This window comes from Pseudomonas sp. 05L36 (assembly GCF_056398125.1).
In genome coordinates this window covers 44243-61709 of the sequence record NZ_JBFTOU010000023.1, presented here as the reverse complement: position 1 = coordinate 61709, position 17467 = coordinate 44243, and the positions used below count along the sequence as shown (strand labels likewise).

Here is a 17467-nt window from a genome sequence, read left to right as displayed (position 1 = left end):
GAGCCAGCCGTGCGTGATAACTGCCGGACTCTGTTAAAAATTGTCATCAAGCCCGCGACTCAAACCTGACACACTTAGCAGCTACAACCCTTGTATTTCAAGGCCTACGACCGCCTGTCGCTTTCTCGAGATTTTCACCAAACAGCCAAAATCGGCGGGAAACCCAACAGTGGTGCGACTTTGATGGCAATCGCCCCCACATTTGGGGGTGTCTTGCCCCTTTTACATACCGGTTTGCTGACACGGTTTGCCGAGGCTGGTCTATACCCCTTTTGACCGTCTTGTTTTGCAACTCTCCACCGTCTTACGAGGCACGCTAATATGGACGTGAGCGTATTTGGTACGGGCTATGTTGGCCTGATACAAGCAGCGGCACTGGCCGATGTCGGACACCGCGTTCTGTGTGTCGACATCGATCCGAACAAGATCCGGCAACTGCAACAGGCCGTGCCACCGATCAGTGAGCCGGGGCTGTCCGGCACCCTTGAAGAAAACATCAAGGCCGGTCGTCTGTTCTTCACCACCCAGGCCAGCGATGCGGTGGAGCACGCCGAGCTGATTTTCATCGCCGTCGGTACGCCCGCCGACGAAGACGGTTCAGCCGACCTCAGCCATGTGCTGAACGTGGCCCGGCAGATCGCCAGTTTCATGGAGACCGACCGCACCCTGATCATCAAGTCCACGGTGCCGGTCGGCACGGCGGATCAGGTCAGCGCCACTGCCGTCGAAGAGTTGCAGCGTCGCGGCAAAGGTTCGCTGAAGGTACGGGTGGTGTCCAACCCGGAGTTCCTCAAGGAAGGCAGTGCCCTGGCCGATTGCATGCGCCCGGACCGGATCATCGTCGGCACCGCAGACGATGAAGCCCGCGGCCAGATGAGCGAGCTCTACGCGCCGTTCTGCCGCAACCACGACAAATTGATGTTCATGGACAACCGCAGCGCCGAGCTGACCAAGTACGCGGCGAACGCGATGCTGGCCACGCGCATCAGCTTCATGAACGAACTGGCCAACCTCACCGAGTTGCTGGGAGCAGATATCGAAGCCGTGCGCAAAGGCATCGGCTCGGACCCGCGCATCGGTTACCACTTCATATACCCCGGTTGCGGCTTCGGCGGTTCATGCTTTCCCAAGGACCTGCGCGCCCTGCTGCACACCGCCGAACACGCCGGAATGCCCCTCAAGTTGCTGCGTAGCGTGACCGACGTCAACGACCACCAGCGGCATATTCTGTTCAGCAAACTCAAGGCGCAATTTCCCGGTGGCTTGGCCGGCAAATCCATCGCCGTGTGGGGCCTGGCGTTCAAACCCAACACCGATGACATGCGCGAAGCACCCAGCCGCTACCTGATGGAAGCACTCTGGGCCGAAGGCGCGAGCGTGCAGGCCTACGACCCGGAAGCCATGTCCGAATGCCGGCGCCTTTACGGCTACCGCAACGACCTGCATCTGTGCGCCACCCGCGATGACACACTCGAAGACGCCGATGCCCTGGTGATCTGCACCGAGTGGAAAAACTTCCGCGTGGTCGACTTCGACATGCTGGCGAGCAAACTGCGTGAACGGGTGATCGTGGACGGGCGCAACCTGTACAGCCCGGAACAGGTGGCGGCCGCCGGCCTGCACTACAGCGGCATTGGCTTGCGCCACATCGTGCCCGAGGCCGTCCATCCATGAAGACTCTCGTCACCGGAGTGGCCGGTTTTATGGGTGCCCGATGAGAGACTGGGGCGCTTCGTTGCCTGGTTGCGCACTTACTACTGACTGCGTCGCCCATGCCGCACACGGCTGAACTCTGCGGAGAATCTATGTCTGAACACGAAAAAAGTGTGCCACTCAGCAATATGCGCAGGGAGAAGCGCCTGGACCCCGAGCAACGCAAGCGCATGGATGCCGCGATCCACATGCAGGGTTGTGGCTGGATAACCGGTCGCGAAGGTGGCCGGCCGTGGACCCTGTCGCGCACCAACCGCGTCCTGGCCGGCTTCGGCGCACTGCTGGTCCTGGTGCTGATTTCCCCGGTGCTGCTGGGGTTGGCGCTGGCCATCAAACTGACCAGCCCGGGGCCGGTGATGTTCGTGCAGAAACGCACCGGCTACCGCGGCCGCCTGTTCGGCATGTACAAATTTCGCACCATGGTCGTCAACGCCGAGGAGCTCAAGGACTCCCTGCGGCACCTGAACAAGCACGGCGCCGACGCCATCGACTTCAAGATCGACAAGGACCCGCGCATCACCGGTATCGGCAGTTTTCTGCGACGCACCAGTCTCGACGAGCTGCCGAACCTGTTCAACGTGGTGACCGGCGACATGCGCCTGGTAGGCCCCAGGCCGACTTCGTTCAACGCCTACCGCTACGAGGACAAGCACCTCGCGCGCCTGAGCATCTACCCCGGCATGACCGGCCTGTGGCAAATCTCCGGGCGCAGTAATATCGACTTCGACCAGCGCGTTGAATTGGACCTCACCTACATCGCCCAGCAGAGCCTGCTGCTTGATTTGAAGATTCTGCTGAAAACCCCTTTCAAAGTGTTCAGCGGTCACGGAGCAAGTTAAATGGACGGTTCAACGGCTAAAAGCCTCAGCATTGCCAGCCCGAGCGAGTCCAACCTGACATCGACCGTACTCGACCAGAACCTGCGGACCCTGTTCCTGACCGCCGCCAACCCCGGCGCGGGCACCACCACCAGTGCCCTGGCGCTGGCCAGTCAACTGGCGAAGATGAGCAGCGGCCTGGTGCTGCTGGTGGATACCAGCCAGTCGGCGACCAACCTCACGCAACAGTTGGGGCTGAGCAAGGAACGGGGGTTTCGCGACTTGATGTTCAACACCCAGAGCCCGCCCTTGTTGCAGGACTGCGTGGTGGACGTCTCCAGCCTGCCCTTTCACGTTCTGCCATTTGGCCGCTACTTCCGTGGCAACGAGCACCTGACACCCGAGCGCCTGAGCCCGCTGCTCGATCAACTCGGCATCCGCTACCGCTTCGTGGTGATCGACGGCGACGCGGTGTATTCGGCCTCCGACACCCTGGTCATCAGCACCCAGGTGGACGGCGTGGTCCTGGTCGTGCCCGCGGAAGACACCCGCTGGGAAGTGGCGCAGGCCGCGGCCAAGCGCTTGAGCCAGGCGGGAGCGAAGCTGGTCGGCAGCGTGTTCAACCGACGCAAGTACTACATGCCCGAATGGCTGTACAAAAACCTGTGAGCAGTCAGACAAGGATGACGCCATGAACGCCAAGATGCTTGTCCTGCTGTTGCTGCCCCTTGCAGGTTGCTCCAGCACTTCCTCCGACGAATCACAAAGCATGCCTGTGCAAATCCTCACGGCCCCACCGGCCAACGCCCAGGCAACCGACGTGCCCAAGGTCGAGCAGACCCTGCGCCCACAGGATGTGCTGGACGTGATCTTCCACATCAGCACCAGTGGCTCGGCCGCCTATCGCGTGCAGTCCGGGGACACGATTGCGCTGAACTTCACCGCCGCCAGCCAGTTCAACGGCAACCAGTTGGTGCTGCCCGATGGCACCATCGAACTGCCGGGGGCCCACACCACGGTGAAAATCGAGGGCCTGACCCGCGATGAAGCACGGGACGCGATTCAGCGCGCCTACGATCGTAAACAGCTGTTCCAGCCCAACCGCAATCAGCTGTCAGTGATGGTGGTGAACCCGCTGGCCAGTGAATGGAACCTCAAGTCCGTGCTCAACCACCCTGCCACCGGCATGAGCCGGGAAATCACCGTGGGCAGCGACGGCTACGCCAGCTTCCCGGAAATCGGTGCCGTGCCGCTGCAAGGCATGACCATCAGCCAACTCGAGGCCTACCTGAATAATCGCTATGCCACCCTGCCGGGGCGCATGACCGTGGACGTGCTGCTCAAGTCCACCGCCGGCAACGAAATCTATGTACTGGGTGAAGTCGGCCAGCCGGGCTCCTATCCGATCCGCCGCCCGGTGTCGGTGCTCGAAGCCCTGACCATGGCCCGCGGTTCCAACGCCAAGGCACGCCTGGACTCGGTGATGATCATGCGGCGCAACGGCAACCAGGTGGTCGCGCATCGTTACGACGTGGAAAAAGCCTTGTCCGGCGACGCCACCCAGATCGCCTACCTGCAAGCGGACGACATGCTGTACGTGCCCAAGACCAAACTGGCCAGCGCCGGTGAGCTCGCGCGGCAACTGGCGGACGTCGTGTTGTTCCAGGGCATGGGCCTCAGCTTCAGCTACCGCGTCGACAACAAAGACGACAGCAGCAACTAACTCTCAGGTACCCACATGAATCCAAAGGAAAACTACCTGCATGAGTTCTTCAGGATCTTCTTCGCCAACAAGCAGTTGGTGAAGCGAGTCTTCCTGATCTTTGCCGTGATCGCCGTGGTCTTGCCGCTGTTGCTCAAGCAGAGTTTCGATATCACCGCCCAGGTGATCGTGCAGTCCAAGAAAATCTCCCAGGGGGATGCCACCAGCACCCTCACTCAGGAAAACGCTTCCTTCATCCCGCCGTCGCTGGCCGACATGGAGACCGAGAGCAATATCCTGCGTTCGCCGGCCTTGATCCGCCAGACCATCGGCCAGTTGCGTGAAAAGGGTGAATACACGCTGCCCGTGAGCGCCTTCAACAAACTGCTGGTGCAGCCGCTCAAACGGTTTGTGATCAATCCCGTTCGCGAACACGTGATCAACCCGGTTCGCAGTCTGCTCGGGCTGCAGACCGATCCGGTACGCGACACCCTGCTCGATGCCCTCACGCAGCAAGCGTCCAGTGCTCTCAAAGTTGAAACCTTGCCGGGCTCCAACGTGATCTCGATCGTCTACCACTTCCCTGACCCGGCCCAGGGCACCCGATTCGTCACCGCCCTGCTGCAAAACTACCTGGTTACCCGCCAGGAAATGCAATCGATCGACCTGCCGCAGAGCTTCTACGAGACCAAGAAATTGCAGTACCAGGTGCGTCTCGATGGCCTGGAAGCCAATCGCCTGGCCTTGCTCGAAAGCATCGGTTCGTCCGACCCCAAGGAAGAAATCACGTTCCGTCTCAACGCGATCAACACCGAGGAACAGGCGCTCAACCTGTATCAGGACCGACTGCTGCAAAGCCAGCGCTGGCTCGATTACCTGAAAACCAGCCTGGCGACCGCCAACAATGCCAGATTCAACGACTACACCTTCCCCTACACCTTCACCACCACCGTCGACAGCGTCGCTTTCGAAGACCGCGAGATCAAGCAACTGGGTGAGCGACTGACGACCCTGGTCAGCCACTACATGGACGACCTGGCGGTCTTGCAGCCCGGCAGTGATCCGATGCAAATGGCCCGCGAGCAAATCATCCGGGCCCGTGGGCAATTCCTGAAGATTGTCAGCAACCGGATTCAGGAGCGCACCAGCGACCTGGCGACGATCAGCTCGGTCATCGACCAGAAAACCGCGCGCATTACCGAGTTCAAGAATCGCATCCATCAGTTGCAGGAAACCCGCAGCAAGCTGCGGCAGATGGACACCGAGATCAACGCGCTGCACAAGGCGTTCGCCACCTATGCCCAGCGCTTCGCCGAAAGCAGCACCGCACGCGCGCTGGACAACGACCTGTCCAACGCACGGGTACTCAGCCCGCCGTTCGAACCGACCGAAGCGGCGTTCCCCAAGCCGATGCTGATCATTCCGTTCGGGCTGTTCACCGGTTTGCTGCTGGCGATTGCCCTGGTCTATGTGCGTGAGTTCTTCGACCACCGCTTCAAGCACCCTGCGCAAATCACCCATGAACTGGGCTTGCCGGTGCTGCTGGTGATCAATGATCAAAGCACCCTGCCGAACAACCCGCACAAGAACTGGAGCGTACCGGCCCTCGTGCATTGGGTGCGCAATTGAACGCGCCGCTCGGCACCGCCGACGACCTGCCGATCATTCATTTGCTCAGCAGTGGCGGCTTCTATGGCGCCGAGCGGATGCTGCTGGATCATTGCCTGGCGACGCCGGGGCAGCACCAGGTGCTGTTTCTCGATGCGCCGCCAGAACTGATCGCGCGATTTCGCCAGGCCGGTGTCGATTGCCTCGGCTGTGCAGGCCTGGGCGCATTGCTGGGGCATTTGCGCCAGCGACGGGACCAGCGGCCACTGATCAATACGCACAACTTCAAGGGCCTGTTGTTCGGCTGGCTCGGCGCCACGCTGTTGCGCCTGCCACTGGTCATCACCCAGCACGGCTTCACCCCGCGCAGTCGCAAGCAGAAGTTCTACACCTGGCTGAGCCTGCAACTGTGCCGCACGGCCTCGGTGGACCGGGTGGTGTGTGTCGCCGAAAGCATTGCGGCGCTGCACCGTCAGGCCAATGTGCGCACGGACAAGTTGCAGGTGATCCCCAACGGCCTGCCGGCGGCCCACGACTTGCCGCCGCACAGTGGCGAGCGTCAACGCTGGCTGGCCGGCTACGTCGGGCGCCTGAGTAGCGAAAAAGGCCCTGACCTGTTTCTCGATGCGCTGATCCCGTTGTGTCAGCAGTACCCGCAACTGGACGCGGTGATGCTCGGCGACGGGCCGGAGCGCGAAAGCCTGCAGACGCGCATAGACGAAGCCGGATTGCAGGCGCGCATCACGCTGCCGGGCTACCAGACCGACATGCGCGCCTGGTGGCGGCAACTCGATGCGTTAGTGATCAGCTCGCGCACCGAAGGCACGCCCATGATTCTGCTCGAAGCGATGCAGGCCGGGGTGCCGGTGGTGGCTTTCGGCGTCGGCGGGATTCCCGATGTCTTGCAGGACCGCTACAACGGCCTGCTGGCCGCGCCCACCGACAGCACCGCCCTCGCCCGCCAGATCGGCGCGCTGCTGGGTGACCCGGCCCTGGCCGGCGAGTTGATTGACAACGCAAAACATACGCAACGGGATCGCTACGACCTCAAGGTCCTGGCCGAACGCTGGTCGCAGCTTTACATCCGGACTGCACGGGAGGCACGCGCGTGATTGTTCCGCTCTCGATCGTCAGTTTGCTCGGCCTGGTCTGCCTGGGTTTGCTGGCCAGCCCTTATCCGTATCTGGCGCCGGGAGCGGTGCTGGGCCTGGTGGGTGTTGCGGTGCTGTATCGCAAGCCAACCTGGGGCCTGCTGGGCATTGTCGCCATCCTACCTTTCGAGGGCCTGTTCAAGGACAGCGCGTTGTCGGGCTCCAAGTTCCTCGGGGCTTCGCTGGCGCTGATCCTGATGCTGCAACTGGCGATTCACCAACTGCCGGCCGAGCGCTTGCGCAGCAACATCTGGCGTTTCCTGGTCGGGTTCATGGTGCTGTACCTGCTGAGCCTGTTGAACACCGACAACATGGGCTTCTCCCTGGGCCACCTGCGCGAATTGAGCGTTGGCCTGATTCTGTTTGTCATCACCCTGCTGATCGGGCGTGAGTTGAACCTCGACATGTTCGCCAAACTGGTTGCCGTCAGTGTCGCGGTGACCTGCGCCATGGCGATGTTCTCTGCCAAATACCAGGACGAAGGCCGTGCGTCCGGCATGCTCAATGACCCAAATGAATTTGCCCTGATGATCGCCTTCGCCGTGCCCATGGCGTTGTTGCTGGTGGTCCGCAGCCCGAACCTGTTGCACCGGTTGTTCTGGGGGGCCTGTGCCCTCGTGCTGCTGGCCGGCATGACCAAGACTGAATCCCGTTCGGGGCTGGTGGTGTTGCTCCTCAGCCTGTTGATCGGCACGTGGCACTATCGCGCGCAGTTGCCACATATTCGTCCACGCCACCTGGGCTTTGCCATGCTCGGCCTGACGATTGTGATTGCGCTTGGGCTCTATGCGATGCCGGCCAGTTACGTGGCGCGCATCCAGTCGCTGAGCATCCTCAGCTCCGGGGCCAAGAGTCAAGACGCGTCCCTGGGCCGTCGCGCCTCCTACATTGTGGTCGGCAGCGCCATGATCGCCGAGAACCCCTTGCTCGGTACCGGCCCCGGCACGTTCCCGCTGCACTATGCCACCACCGGTTATGCCAAGGTCTTTTCCGTCAGCGGCAAGACCGACGACCTTTACCGCCGCGCGCACAACACCTACCTGGAAATCTTCAGTGAACTGGGGATTCCCGCCGGCCTGATGTTCGTCGGCATGCTGGCCCTGGGGTTGTACAACCTGATTCGCGCCCGCCACACCTGGCTGTTGCGAGGAGACAGGCATCAGGCCGATCTGATGACCCACCTGGGCATGAGTTTTCTGTCGTTGACATTGTTCCTGATGTTCCTCAGCGCACCGAACCACAAGTACCTGTGGATCATGCTGGCGTTGACCGGCGTGCTGCGCACGAAAGCCAATGAGGCCCAGCTGAAAGAGGTCAGGGCATGAGCCGCATCAGCATCATCATCCCGATGTACAACGAGGCCCGGCACATCGCCCGGACCCTGCAAGCGGCACGACATGCCGCCGAGGCGGCCAACGTCGAATGCGAGTTGATCGTGGTCGACAACGGCTCCGATGACCAGGGCCCGGACATTGCCCGGCAGTTCGGCGCCCAGGTTCTGGTCCTGCCCGGCCTGCTCATCGGCGCATTACGCAATCGCGGAGCGGCGATTGCCAGCGGTGAATGGCTGGCCTTTATCGATGCCGACGTCGAGATGCCCGAGAACTGGCTCAAGCTGTTGTTCGACCTCGAGTCCGGCGGCCAGGCCGATGTCATCGGCCTGGACCTGCACACCCCGGCCGAAGCGCCGTGGTACGCCGACGCCTGGCAGCGCCGCACCTTGCGCCCCGACACGCAGCCGCTGCATGTCGCGCAGTGGCTGCCCAGTCCCAACCTGCTGATGCTCCGTCGCTGGTTCGACAAGGTCGGTGGTTTCAATGAACAACTGCCCACCGGCGAGGACAAGGAACTGACCATGCGTATGTCCGACGCCGGTGCCAAGCTGCTCTCGGTCAACCAAAGCGTGGCGCTGCATTGGGGTTACGAATGCAGTTGGCGGGAATGGATGGGCAAGGAATTGTGGCGCCAGGGCAGTCATCTGCAACTGCTGCGCACCCATGGCCCGAGCCTGCGCTTGCTGCGTTTTCCGCTACTGTCGATTGCCACCTGGGTCATCGATTTGCTGGCCATTTCCACCCTGTTCGACGGTTTCCCCCAGCATTCGGTGCTGATGTTGCTGCTGACCGTCCTGCCTGCCCTGGCACTGAGCCTGCGTCAGAGTGTCAGGCACCGCGACCCGCTCCTGACCCTGCAACTCTGGGGCCTGCACTGGGTGCGCCTGCACCTGGCGGGCGCCGCATTGATCCTCAGCCTTTGTCATTGGAATGCGAGGAGGCCCGCCCGTGGCTGAATTCATTTTCTGGTTGTGCCTGTTGCTACCGGTTTACGCCTACCTCGGTTATCCCCTGTTATTGACCTTGCTGGCACCGTTTTACCCGGCACCGCGCCATGGACCGGCACAACCGATGGACGTGACCATCGTGATTGCCGCGCACAACGAAGCGCGGCATATCGAAGAAAAACTGCGCACCGTGCTGGCCCAGGATTATCAGGCCAGCTCGCTGCAAATCATCCTCGCCAGCGACGGCTCGACCGATGACACCGTGGCCTGTGCACACAAGGTCAATGACCCGCGCATCACCGTGCTCGATCTGCCCCGCCAGGGCAAGGCGGCGACGCTCAATGCCGGGGTCGCGATCAGCAACGGCGCGATCCTGGTGTTCACCGACGCCGACAACCAATGGTCCACCGACACCCTCGGCCATTTGCTCGCGCCGCTCAACGACCCGCAGGTCGGTGGCTGCGCCGGGCACATGGTGATCCCGGTGACAGGCAAGGGCTTGAGCGTGGGCGACAGCCTGTATCGGCATTACGAAGGCTGGCTGCGCTACGTGGAAAATCGCACCGGCTGCATGGTCTCCGCCGACGGTGCATTGCTCGCCCTGCGCCGCGAGTTGTTCCAGAACGTGCCGGCGGAGGTCAACGACGATTTCTTTATCAGCACCTGTGCGCCCGTCGCGTTCAAGCGGATTGTCTACGTGCCCCAGGCCCGGGTGATCGACCAGGGCGTGGACGAAGCCGACAAGCAATTTCGCCGTCGTCAGCGGGTCACGGTGGGTGGTTTGCAAAGCCTGGCCCAGCGCCGGGAGCTGATGAATCCGCTGACCCACGGCCTGTATGCGATTGCCTTGATCAGCCACAAGCTGATCCGGCGGCTGGCGCCGATCCTGTTGCTGCCGTTGCTGCTGAGCAATTTCTGGCTGTGGGAGGATCACGGCTTTTATCGTCTGAGCCTGATCGCACAACTGCTCGGTTACACGATGGCCATTGCCGGCCTGCTGGATTCGCAACACCGCTTGCCCAAACCCTTTCGCCTGGCCGCATTCCTTCTGGTGACCCTTGCCGGGATGAGCATCGGCCTGTGGCAGTTCCTGCGCGGTCAGCGTTACGCCCAATGGAACCCCGAGCAAAATCGATGAGAGGCGCGTGCCATGGCGATCAAGCAACTGTTAAAACGCACCAGTGGCTGGCTGTACCTGAACTCCCCGGTCGGGCGCAACCAACTGCACGGCGCCGGGGTGATCCTGATGCTGCACCGGGTGCTGGCCAGCGACCAGGCCGCCGAACTGCCCCACCGCAATGAACTGTGCGTCGGGCCAAAGGCCTTTGAACACTTGCTGGTGTGGTTGAAAAAACACTTCGACTGCGTGCCGTTGATGGACATTCTGCAACCGGCTGCGCGCTCGCAGCGGCCGAAAGTAGCGCTGACCTTCGACGACGGCTGGCGCGACAACGCGGTGAATGCCTTCCCGTTGCTGCAAAAACACCAAGTGCCGGCGAGCATCTTTCTGTCCACCGATTTCATCGGCAGCCGCCAGCGGTTCTGGTGGGAAAGCATCGGCGAAACCCTGTGGAACAGCCATGGCGAACCGGCACGCCGGCACCTGATCGAACGCTTGCTGCACCTGGGGCGCCCGTTGCCGACACTGTGCGATGACCCGGATCCGCAACGCCGCAGCCTGGCGTTGCTGAACTTTTTGCAGAGCCTGAAAACCCTGTCACCGCTGGACCTCAATCGCCTGACCGACGACTGCCCGCAAGAGTCGTTGCCCCAGGCGCTGGACTGGCAGCAAGTGCGCCACCTGGAAGCGTCCGGCCTGGTGCGCTTCGGCCCCCACGGGGCCAGCCACGCCATCCTCACCGGCCTCGACGATCAACGCCTGCATGAAGAACTGAGCCGCAGTCGCGACGCGCTGCTCAACGGCTGCAACCGGCCGTTGCCGGTTTACTGCTACCCCAATGGCGACAACGATGCGCGGGTGCGCCAACAGGTGGCCAGGCATCACTTCCCGTTTGCCCTGGGTACCGGCACCGGCATTTATCGAGGGGCCGAAGACCCACTGGCCCTGCCACGCTTCGGCGTCAGCCAGCGTACCGCGCGCAATCCCGGGTTGCTGTCCTGGCGCATCTACCGAGGGGCACGCCCATGAGCCGCAACAACTACCTCAGGCACCTGGCCCTGAGCATGGGCACCAAACTGGCGATGATTGCCCTGCGCTTGCTGCGTAACGTGTTGCTGGCGCGGATTCTCGGCCCCAGCGAACGGGGCTTGTTTGCCTTGCTCAACACGTTGCCCGACCTGATCAGCGCTGCCACCAGCGGCGGCTTGAATTCAGCGGTGGGCTACCAGGCGGCCAAGCAACGACCGATGGGCTTGCTGCTCAGCCAGGTGCTGCTGTTCGGTTGTCTGCTGGCGGCGTTGCTGACCTTGCTGGTGGTGGCGCTGACCCGCGAGTTCGGCAGAGAACTGGACATCACCCTGCAATTGGGCCTGCTCGCCTGGCTGTTGCTGCTGGCGGTGCCGCTGACCGTGCTCAAAAGCGGCTTGCTGACTTTGCACAACGCCTCGGGCGGCGTGGTCGCCTTCAATGCCTTGCGCCTGATCGAGTCGCTGGCGCCGCTGCTGGTGTTCCTTGCCCTGTTCTGGATGTGGAAAAGCGCGGCCCTGGAAGCGGCGCTGATCAGTTGGCTGACGGGGATCAGCCTGGTGGTGCTGGCCGGTTGGGTCTGGCTCAAGCGCGAGCATCCGCTGAGCCTGCAATGGGACCGCGCCAGCCAGAACGAACTGCTGCGCTACAGCGCTCGCAGTCATCCGGACCTGCTGTTCCAGCAAGTGATTCTGCGCTCCGACTACCTGTTCATCGGCGCCCTGCTCGGCACCACGGCGCTGGGTCACTACGCCATGGCCAGCGCGGCCGCCGAGTTGCTGCTGATCGTTCCGGAAGCAGTGACCACGCCGCTGATGAAGCGCCTGCTGCAACAGGAAGAAGGCATCGAAAAAGTCACGCCACTGGCCTTGCGCTTGACCGCCACGGTGATGCTCGGCGCTTGCCTGAGCATGGCAGTGGTCGGTGAATGGTTGATCGTGACGCTGTTTGGCGAGGCCTATCAGCCTGCCTATCCGGCGTTGCTGGCGCTGCTGCCAGGCCTGTTCGGGCTGTGCTACATGAGCATTCTGCGCCTGGACCTTCTGGGCAAAAACCGGCCCGGCACGATTTCGTTGTTGATGGGCCTCAGCGCCCTGCTCAACCTGGCGCTCAATGTGCTGCTGATCCCCACCTACGGCATCGTCGGCGCAGCAGCGGCGTCCTCTATCGCGTACCTGGCCGTGACCCTGGCGCTGTTGGTGGTGTATTGCCGGTTGAGCCACGTGCCGGTCTGGCAAACGCTCATCGTCCTGCCCGGCGACATCGCGCCGATGCTGCTGATGCTGCAACGGAAGTCGGCATGAAACACCTGTTATTGCTGGTGAGTCTTGGCCTCGGGCTGAGCGCCGAAGCTGCGCCTATGCGTTGGGTCGATATCCGCGACGGCAGCCTGTACCTGCAAACGGACCGCCCCGACACCCTGACCGTGCTCTGGGCCCCGGTGTGGCAGGCTGAAGCCAACGAAGAACACCTCTACTTGCTCGACGGCCAGGGCAAACTCCAGAGCGAACGACTGATTGCCGCCAATGAGCCCCGCGGTAGCCAACGCTGGGAGCTGGCGCCGGGCGCCGCCAGTTATCGACTGGAAATTCCTGGCTACAGCTTCCGCCGTTATACGGTTGAGCACGACGACCACACCGTCGCACTGTTCGCCCCGGCCAAGGTGCATTTCAGCGCCGAGCCCCGGGACGGTGACGAGTTGTATTTCAAGGTCGCGGCCGGTGAACACGCGGTGCTGGCCGGTAAATTCCACGGTGGCGTCGGCGCGTTGCAAGCGCAGCGCGTGAGTGACGGCCAACAGCTTTCACTGTCTCTCGAGCCTTACCCCGCCTATTGGCAGTTCGACAAAGTCGAGTTGCCCGTTGCAACCACCGATCAAGTCTGGCGCCTGCAACTGCGCGGTAGCGGCAAGGTCGCATTCTGGCTCGACGGCACGGCCAACCTGTTCGCGCAGAACCCGCAACAGCTCAAACCCTTGCGCGAAGACGAAGGCCAGACCCGGCTGACGTTGCACAACGACGTGCTCGGCAAGACCCCGAACCTGGGCATCGCCCTGCCCTATGCGCGACCGCCGGACTCCAGTTTCGCCGTGCTCGATGCCCTGCAACCACAGGCCGGATCCTATTACAGCCTGGTCGACATCATGGCGACGCGGCCGCATTACGAAGACGTGTTCCGCCGGCTGTATCAGGATCGCTTCGGCATCACTCAGGACATCACCCTGCTGGCCGGCCGTCAGCGCAAGGCCGACCTGCCCGCCGACGCCACCAGCAACGCCGGCCTCAATGCCTGGCTCGCCGCCACACGCGCACTTGGCGGCAAGGGCACGCACTACATCGGCTTTGCCGACGAACCGAACCTCAACTACCCGGACTACGCCAGCTACCAGCGCATCTTCAACAGCATGGCCTGGCAAGTGCGCAGCAACCCGGACAACGCCAAAGCCGGCGTCCGCATCGCCATGCCGGCCAGCTCCCGGTTCGTCAATGGCCCGCTCGTCGACAATGCCGCCGACAAGCGCGGCATCGACTGGGCCCGACGCTTGCTGGCCGAGTCCGGCGACAAGATCGATGCGCTGGCATGGCACGAATGGATGGTCCGCGACCTGCTGGCGACCCGTGTCTACCGCGATAGCGTACGCAAAGCGGCAGAGCTGGTGGGGCTCGACGCCCAGGGACGACCGCGCAAAGCCTTGTTGCTGGACCAGACCAACATGTCCAGCGGGGCCAGCCTCAGCCCTTACGATCAGGAAACCCACTACGCCTCGTTATGGTGGGCCTCGGTCATCATCAATGCTTCCCAGGACGGCTTGCTCGACATGCTCGGCTGGTTCCAGGCCGACGACGAACCTGAGTATCCCAAGGGCATGTTCCGCGTGCTCGGCAAGGATGAATTCGAGCTCAAGCCCGTAGGCCTGGCGCAGCAATTCATCCGCAAGCATTGGCTACGCGATGTCATGCGCCTGGAGAACGACGCCTTCGAGGTTGACGTGCTGGCCATGTCTGCCGGGCACCAACGCAGCCTGCTGGGCGTCAACAAAGGCTCACGCTTGCAGCGCGTGAGCCTGGCCGGCGCGCAATGTCCATTGTCCCAGGGATCATTGCGCTATTTCGGCGCCGACAACCGCAGTCGCGACGCATCTTTCAACTGCCTGGAGGGTCGCATCACCTTCGATTTACCAGGAGAAACCCTGTTTGCCCTCAGCTGGAGCACCTCATGAACGTCATTGATTTTTTACCGCGTGGACGATGCGTCGCGCATTGAGTCACTCCACTCACGGTCAACACCGTCAGGAGTCAAAAACATGAATGCTCTGAAAAAACTCAGTGATCACATCAAGCAAAAAGGCCTGCGCGCCACCGTCGGCAAGTTGTGGAAACACTACGTATTTTTCCACGAAAAACTGTTGTGGATGGAGCGCGATCTGGTGAGCCCGGTACCGCCACACAAGCTTCGGCCCTATACACCGCTGCGACTGGAAACCATCACCCCACAAAACGCCGTGGCGTTCGCCAAACACTTCGGCGATCGCGTGGGCACCATGGCCGAGTTGGCGTGCGAAGGGTACACCGGGCATATGTACCTGGATGAAAACGGCGATGCCGTGGCCTTTATCTGGGGCAGCACACGCGATTATTTCGACCGTCATTACTACGGCTGCATGTTCCCGGTGAAGCCAGGTGAGTTCTTCGAGTTCGCTCTCGAGCAGATTCCTGCGTACCGGGGCACCACGCTGTCGATCGATTTCCAGCTGAACCTGTGGAAAGCCATGGCTGATCAGGGCTGCAACAAAGTGGTGGATATCTGCGAGTCCCATAACATTCCCGCGCTCAAGCTGCACATGCGCATGGGGTATCGCGAGCAAGGACGGATCATGAACATCTACCACCTGTTCGGCTGGCGCTTCTTCCGCGAAACCCGCTACAGCGGTTCACGTCTGGATGCCTTGCGCAAACCGGCACCCTCTCCTGTTCCAGCCGAGGCGAGCTGATCTTATGTCTGCACGATTCGAATGGCGCACTTCGCTGTGCACCGACGACTTTCCGATAGCGGCTTACGAAGCGTTGCGCCTGCGCGTAACGGACCACACGCCGTTCAACACCCTGGCCTGGCTATACGCTTCGGAACTGGCACTCAAATCCGGCGAACAGTTGCACGTGTTGCTTGGCTGGCAGGGTGAAGAACTGGCGCTGTGCCTGCCGCTGGTGGCGTCCGTGGAGCGCTTTGCGTGTTTGCCGTTTCGGGTCCTGCATCATTTGGGCTACCCCCTCACCGACCGCCTTGCGCTGCTGACGAGGCTGGACGACGACAATTTACGCAAGGCGCTGACGCAGATCCGTCAACGCCTGCCCCATGCCGTGCTGCAACTCAACGAACTGGCCGGTGCCACGGCGCAGACCCTGGCGCCGTGGCAAACGTTGAGTTCGACCGCCGAACAACGCCTCAGCTGTCGGGTGCCGGTGCACCTGATCAGCGAGGCCGACCATCAGGAAGTCTCCGGCGACCCGCGCTACAAACTGCGCCGCGCGCGCAAACGCATCGCCGCGTGCGGTGCCCAGGTGCGGCGGATTACCCCCGACGCCCTGACCATGGGGCCGCTGTTGCAGGAAATCAGTGAAGTCGAAGCGGTGAGCTGGAAAGGCGATGAAGGGGTCGGGATCTTTTCCGATGCGCGCCATCGCCAGTGGATGGACCGCGCCTTCACCACCCTGGCGGCCCGAGGCCTGGTGCGCGTGGTAGTGCTGGAGCTGGAGGGGCGCTGCATCAGCTATCGACTCGGCTTGCTGGAACAGGGTCGACTGTACGACTACAACCTGGCGTTCCTGCCGCAATATGCCGACCTGGGCAGCGGCCGGGTGCTGCTAGAAGAGTGGATTCGCTGGGGCCTGGAAGACCACTGGCAGTGGATCGATGCGTCACGGGTCAGCCTGGAAAACTCCAGCCATCAACTGCACGAACGCATGACCGGGCAACTGGAACACTGGCGCTGGAGTTTTTACTCCTGGCGTCCAGGCGGTCTGGTGCTGGGACTGGCCTTGCGGGTCTGGCAACGCTTCAAACCCCGATTGCAGCAATGGCGCGCCCGGCGCGCGGCGGCCGCAGTCGCCACCCCGGCGCCCGGCGCAACACCTGTTGTCAAAAGGCCTGCGCCTACGGAAAACCTCAAGGAGGGTAAACATGCCCCGGCAAGTGATAGTCAACGCTGACGATTTCGGCCTCAGTGCCTGCGAAAACGCAGTGATCCTGGGCGCGTTCCAGGCCGGGCTCATCAGCTCCGCCACCGCCATGGCCAACATGCCGGCGTTCGAAGCGGCCTGTGCCATGGCCCGGCATCCATTGCTCGAAGGCCGCATCGGCCTGCACTTCAACCTGACCTACGGCCGTCCATTGAGCCAGAGCATTGTGCAACGCCCGACGTTTTGCGACAGTGCCGGCGTGTTCGACCTCAACCTGTCCCGCACCCGCCTCTGGCTCGGGCGCCGGGATCGCCACGCCGTACTGGAAGAACTCGAAGCCCAGTGGCAGCGCTGCCTGGACAACGGCCTGCGCCCCAGCCACCTGGACTCTCATCAGCACGTGCACAACATCTGGCCGATCGGCGAGATCGTCGCGCGCTTCGCCGCCCGCCAGGGGGTGCCGGTGCGTCTGGCGCGCAACCTGGGGCAAAACCTCAGCTTGCCCAAGCGCGTGTTCAAGGACCTGCTCAACCGTCGCCTGAGCAACCTGGCCGGCGCCACCGCCGACTACGTGTGCACCCCGGTGGATCTGCGCAACGCTGAGCCGCCACCCGACGGACTGCTGGAAATCGTCGCCCACCCGAACCAGCTCGGCGCCGACTTCGGCGATGCCTACCTGGAACCGGGAGAGTCTTTGAGTGCGTTGCTGGAACAGCGTTTGCCGGGTGTGCCAAGGGTGGCCTATACCGCTGCGGGCGATGCTGTGCCTCACCGTGCGCGGGCCGTTCTGGAGTAATCCGCAATCCCTGTGGGAGCGGGCTTGCTCGCGATGGCTATGTGTTGGGCGATGAGTATTTTGTAGGTGTACATA

General features: G+C 62.4%; 15 protein-coding genes. All 15 read left to right on the top strand.

Annotation, left to right across the window (positions count from 1 at the left end; genetic code table 11):
• Positions 1 to 321 precede the first annotated feature (321 nt).
• A complete protein-coding gene (locus AC1DKH_RS22490) occupies positions 322 to 1674 on the top strand; it encodes a UDP-glucose dehydrogenase family protein (protein ID WP_477799348.1) in 1353 nt (450 codons plus the stop codon).
• 131 nt (positions 1675 to 1805) lie between these two features.
• On the top strand, positions 1806 to 2552 hold the full coding sequence (locus tag AC1DKH_RS22485) for a sugar transferase (RefSeq protein ID WP_477799347.1): 747 nt from the start codon (positions 1806 to 1808) through the stop codon (positions 2550 to 2552).
• Positions 2553 to 3200: a CpsD/CapB family tyrosine-protein kinase gene (locus AC1DKH_RS22480; RefSeq protein WP_477799346.1), complete on the top strand. Its 648-nt coding sequence runs from the start codon at positions 2553 to 2555 to the stop codon at positions 3198 to 3200.
• A gap of 22 nt (positions 3201 to 3222) precedes the next feature.
• Positions 3223 to 4254 carry a polysaccharide biosynthesis/export family protein gene (locus AC1DKH_RS22475; RefSeq protein WP_477799345.1) on the top strand — a complete coding sequence of 344 codons (1032 nt, stop codon included), beginning with the start codon at positions 3223 to 3225 and terminating at the stop codon, positions 4252 to 4254.
• Positions 4255 to 4269: 15 nt separating this feature from the next.
• The gene (locus AC1DKH_RS22470) at positions 4270 to 5862 is read left to right on the top strand and encodes a GumC family protein (protein ID WP_477799344.1); all 1593 of its coding nucleotides are present in this window, start codon (positions 4270 to 4272) and stop codon (positions 5860 to 5862) included.
• Entirely contained in the window at positions 5859 to 6953 is a 1095-nt protein-coding gene (locus AC1DKH_RS22465) for a glycosyltransferase family 4 protein (protein ID WP_477799343.1), read from the top strand. The genes AC1DKH_RS22470 and AC1DKH_RS22465 overlap by 4 nt, the downstream gene beginning before the upstream one ends.
• Positions 6950 to 8317 carry an O-antigen ligase family protein gene (locus AC1DKH_RS22460; protein WP_477799342.1) on the top strand — a complete coding sequence of 456 codons (1368 nt, stop codon included), beginning with the start codon at positions 6950 to 6952 and terminating at the stop codon, positions 8315 to 8317. Before AC1DKH_RS22465 ends, AC1DKH_RS22460 begins: the two co-directional genes overlap by 4 nt.
• Positions 8314 to 9282 carry a glycosyltransferase gene (locus tag AC1DKH_RS22455; RefSeq protein ID WP_477799341.1) on the top strand — a complete coding sequence of 323 codons (969 nt, stop codon included), beginning with the start codon at positions 8314 to 8316 and terminating at the stop codon, positions 9280 to 9282. The genes AC1DKH_RS22460 and AC1DKH_RS22455 overlap by 4 nt, the downstream gene beginning before the upstream one ends.
• Positions 9275 to 10411: a glycosyltransferase gene (locus AC1DKH_RS22450; protein WP_477799340.1), complete on the top strand. Its 1137-nt coding sequence runs from the start codon at positions 9275 to 9277 to the stop codon at positions 10409 to 10411. The genes AC1DKH_RS22455 and AC1DKH_RS22450 overlap by 8 nt, the downstream gene beginning before the upstream one ends.
• Positions 10412 to 10423: 12 nt before the next feature.
• Positions 10424 to 11422 (top strand): polysaccharide deacetylase family protein, encoded by a 999-nt coding sequence (locus AC1DKH_RS22445; protein ID WP_477799339.1) that lies wholly within the window; start codon positions 10424 to 10426, stop codon positions 11420 to 11422.
• Entirely contained in the window at positions 11419 to 12723 is a 1305-nt protein-coding gene (locus AC1DKH_RS22440; RefSeq protein WP_477764900.1) for a lipopolysaccharide biosynthesis protein, read from the top strand. The genes AC1DKH_RS22445 and AC1DKH_RS22440 overlap by 4 nt, the downstream gene beginning before the upstream one ends.
• A complete protein-coding gene (locus AC1DKH_RS22435; RefSeq protein ID WP_477799338.1) occupies positions 12720 to 14639 on the top strand; it encodes a hypothetical protein in 1920 nt (639 codons plus the stop codon). The genes AC1DKH_RS22440 and AC1DKH_RS22435 overlap by 4 nt, the downstream gene beginning before the upstream one ends.
• 84 nt (positions 14640 to 14723) lie before the next feature.
• Positions 14724 to 15410, top strand: coding sequence for an N-acetyltransferase (locus tag AC1DKH_RS22430; RefSeq protein ID WP_477799337.1), 687 nt, complete (start codon positions 14724 to 14726; stop codon positions 15408 to 15410).
• 4 nt (positions 15411 to 15414) lie between these two features.
• Positions 15415 to 16626 (top strand): GNAT family N-acetyltransferase, encoded by a 1212-nt coding sequence (locus AC1DKH_RS22425; protein WP_477799336.1) that lies wholly within the window; start codon positions 15415 to 15417, stop codon positions 16624 to 16626.
• Positions 16598 to 17392 (top strand): carbohydrate deacetylase, encoded by a 795-nt coding sequence (locus tag AC1DKH_RS22420; RefSeq protein ID WP_477754186.1) that lies wholly within the window; start codon positions 16598 to 16600, stop codon positions 17390 to 17392. The genes AC1DKH_RS22425 and AC1DKH_RS22420 overlap by 29 nt, the downstream gene beginning before the upstream one ends.
• Positions 17393 to 17467 lie beyond the last annotated feature (75 nt).

Bases quoted from the DNA above. Each gene is read 5' to 3' on its own strand.
- AC1DKH_RS22420 (WP_477754186.1), top strand. From the start codon at position 16,598: ATGCCCCGGCAAGTGATAGTCAACGCTGACGATTTCGGCCTCAGTGCC.
- AC1DKH_RS22445 (WP_477799339.1), top strand. From the start codon at position 10,424: ATGGCGATCAAGCAACTGTTAAAACGCACCAGTGGCTGGCTGTACCTG.
- AC1DKH_RS22485 (WP_477799347.1), top strand. From the start codon at position 1,806: ATGTCTGAACACGAAAAAAGTGTGCCACTCAGCAATATGCGCAGGGAG.
- AC1DKH_RS22455 (WP_477799341.1), top strand. From the start codon at position 8,314: ATGAGCCGCATCAGCATCATCATCCCGATGTACAACGAGGCCCGGCAC.
- AC1DKH_RS22475 (WP_477799345.1), top strand. From the start codon at position 3,223: ATGAACGCCAAGATGCTTGTCCTGCTGTTGCTGCCCCTTGCAGGTTGC.
- AC1DKH_RS22425 (WP_477799336.1), top strand. From the start codon at position 15,415: ATGTCTGCACGATTCGAATGGCGCACTTCGCTGTGCACCGACGACTTT.
- AC1DKH_RS22435 (WP_477799338.1), top strand. From the start codon at position 12,720: ATGAAACACCTGTTATTGCTGGTGAGTCTTGGCCTCGGGCTGAGCGCC.
- AC1DKH_RS22490 (WP_477799348.1), top strand. From the start codon at position 322: ATGGACGTGAGCGTATTTGGTACGGGCTATGTTGGCCTGATACAAGCA.
- AC1DKH_RS22440 (WP_477764900.1), top strand. From the start codon at position 11,419: ATGAGCCGCAACAACTACCTCAGGCACCTGGCCCTGAGCATGGGCACC.
- AC1DKH_RS22480 (WP_477799346.1), top strand. From the start codon at position 2,553: ATGGACGGTTCAACGGCTAAAAGCCTCAGCATTGCCAGCCCGAGCGAG.
- AC1DKH_RS22430 (WP_477799337.1), top strand. From the start codon at position 14,724: ATGAATGCTCTGAAAAAACTCAGTGATCACATCAAGCAAAAAGGCCTG.
- AC1DKH_RS22470 (WP_477799344.1), top strand. From the start codon at position 4,270: ATGAATCCAAAGGAAAACTACCTGCATGAGTTCTTCAGGATCTTCTTC.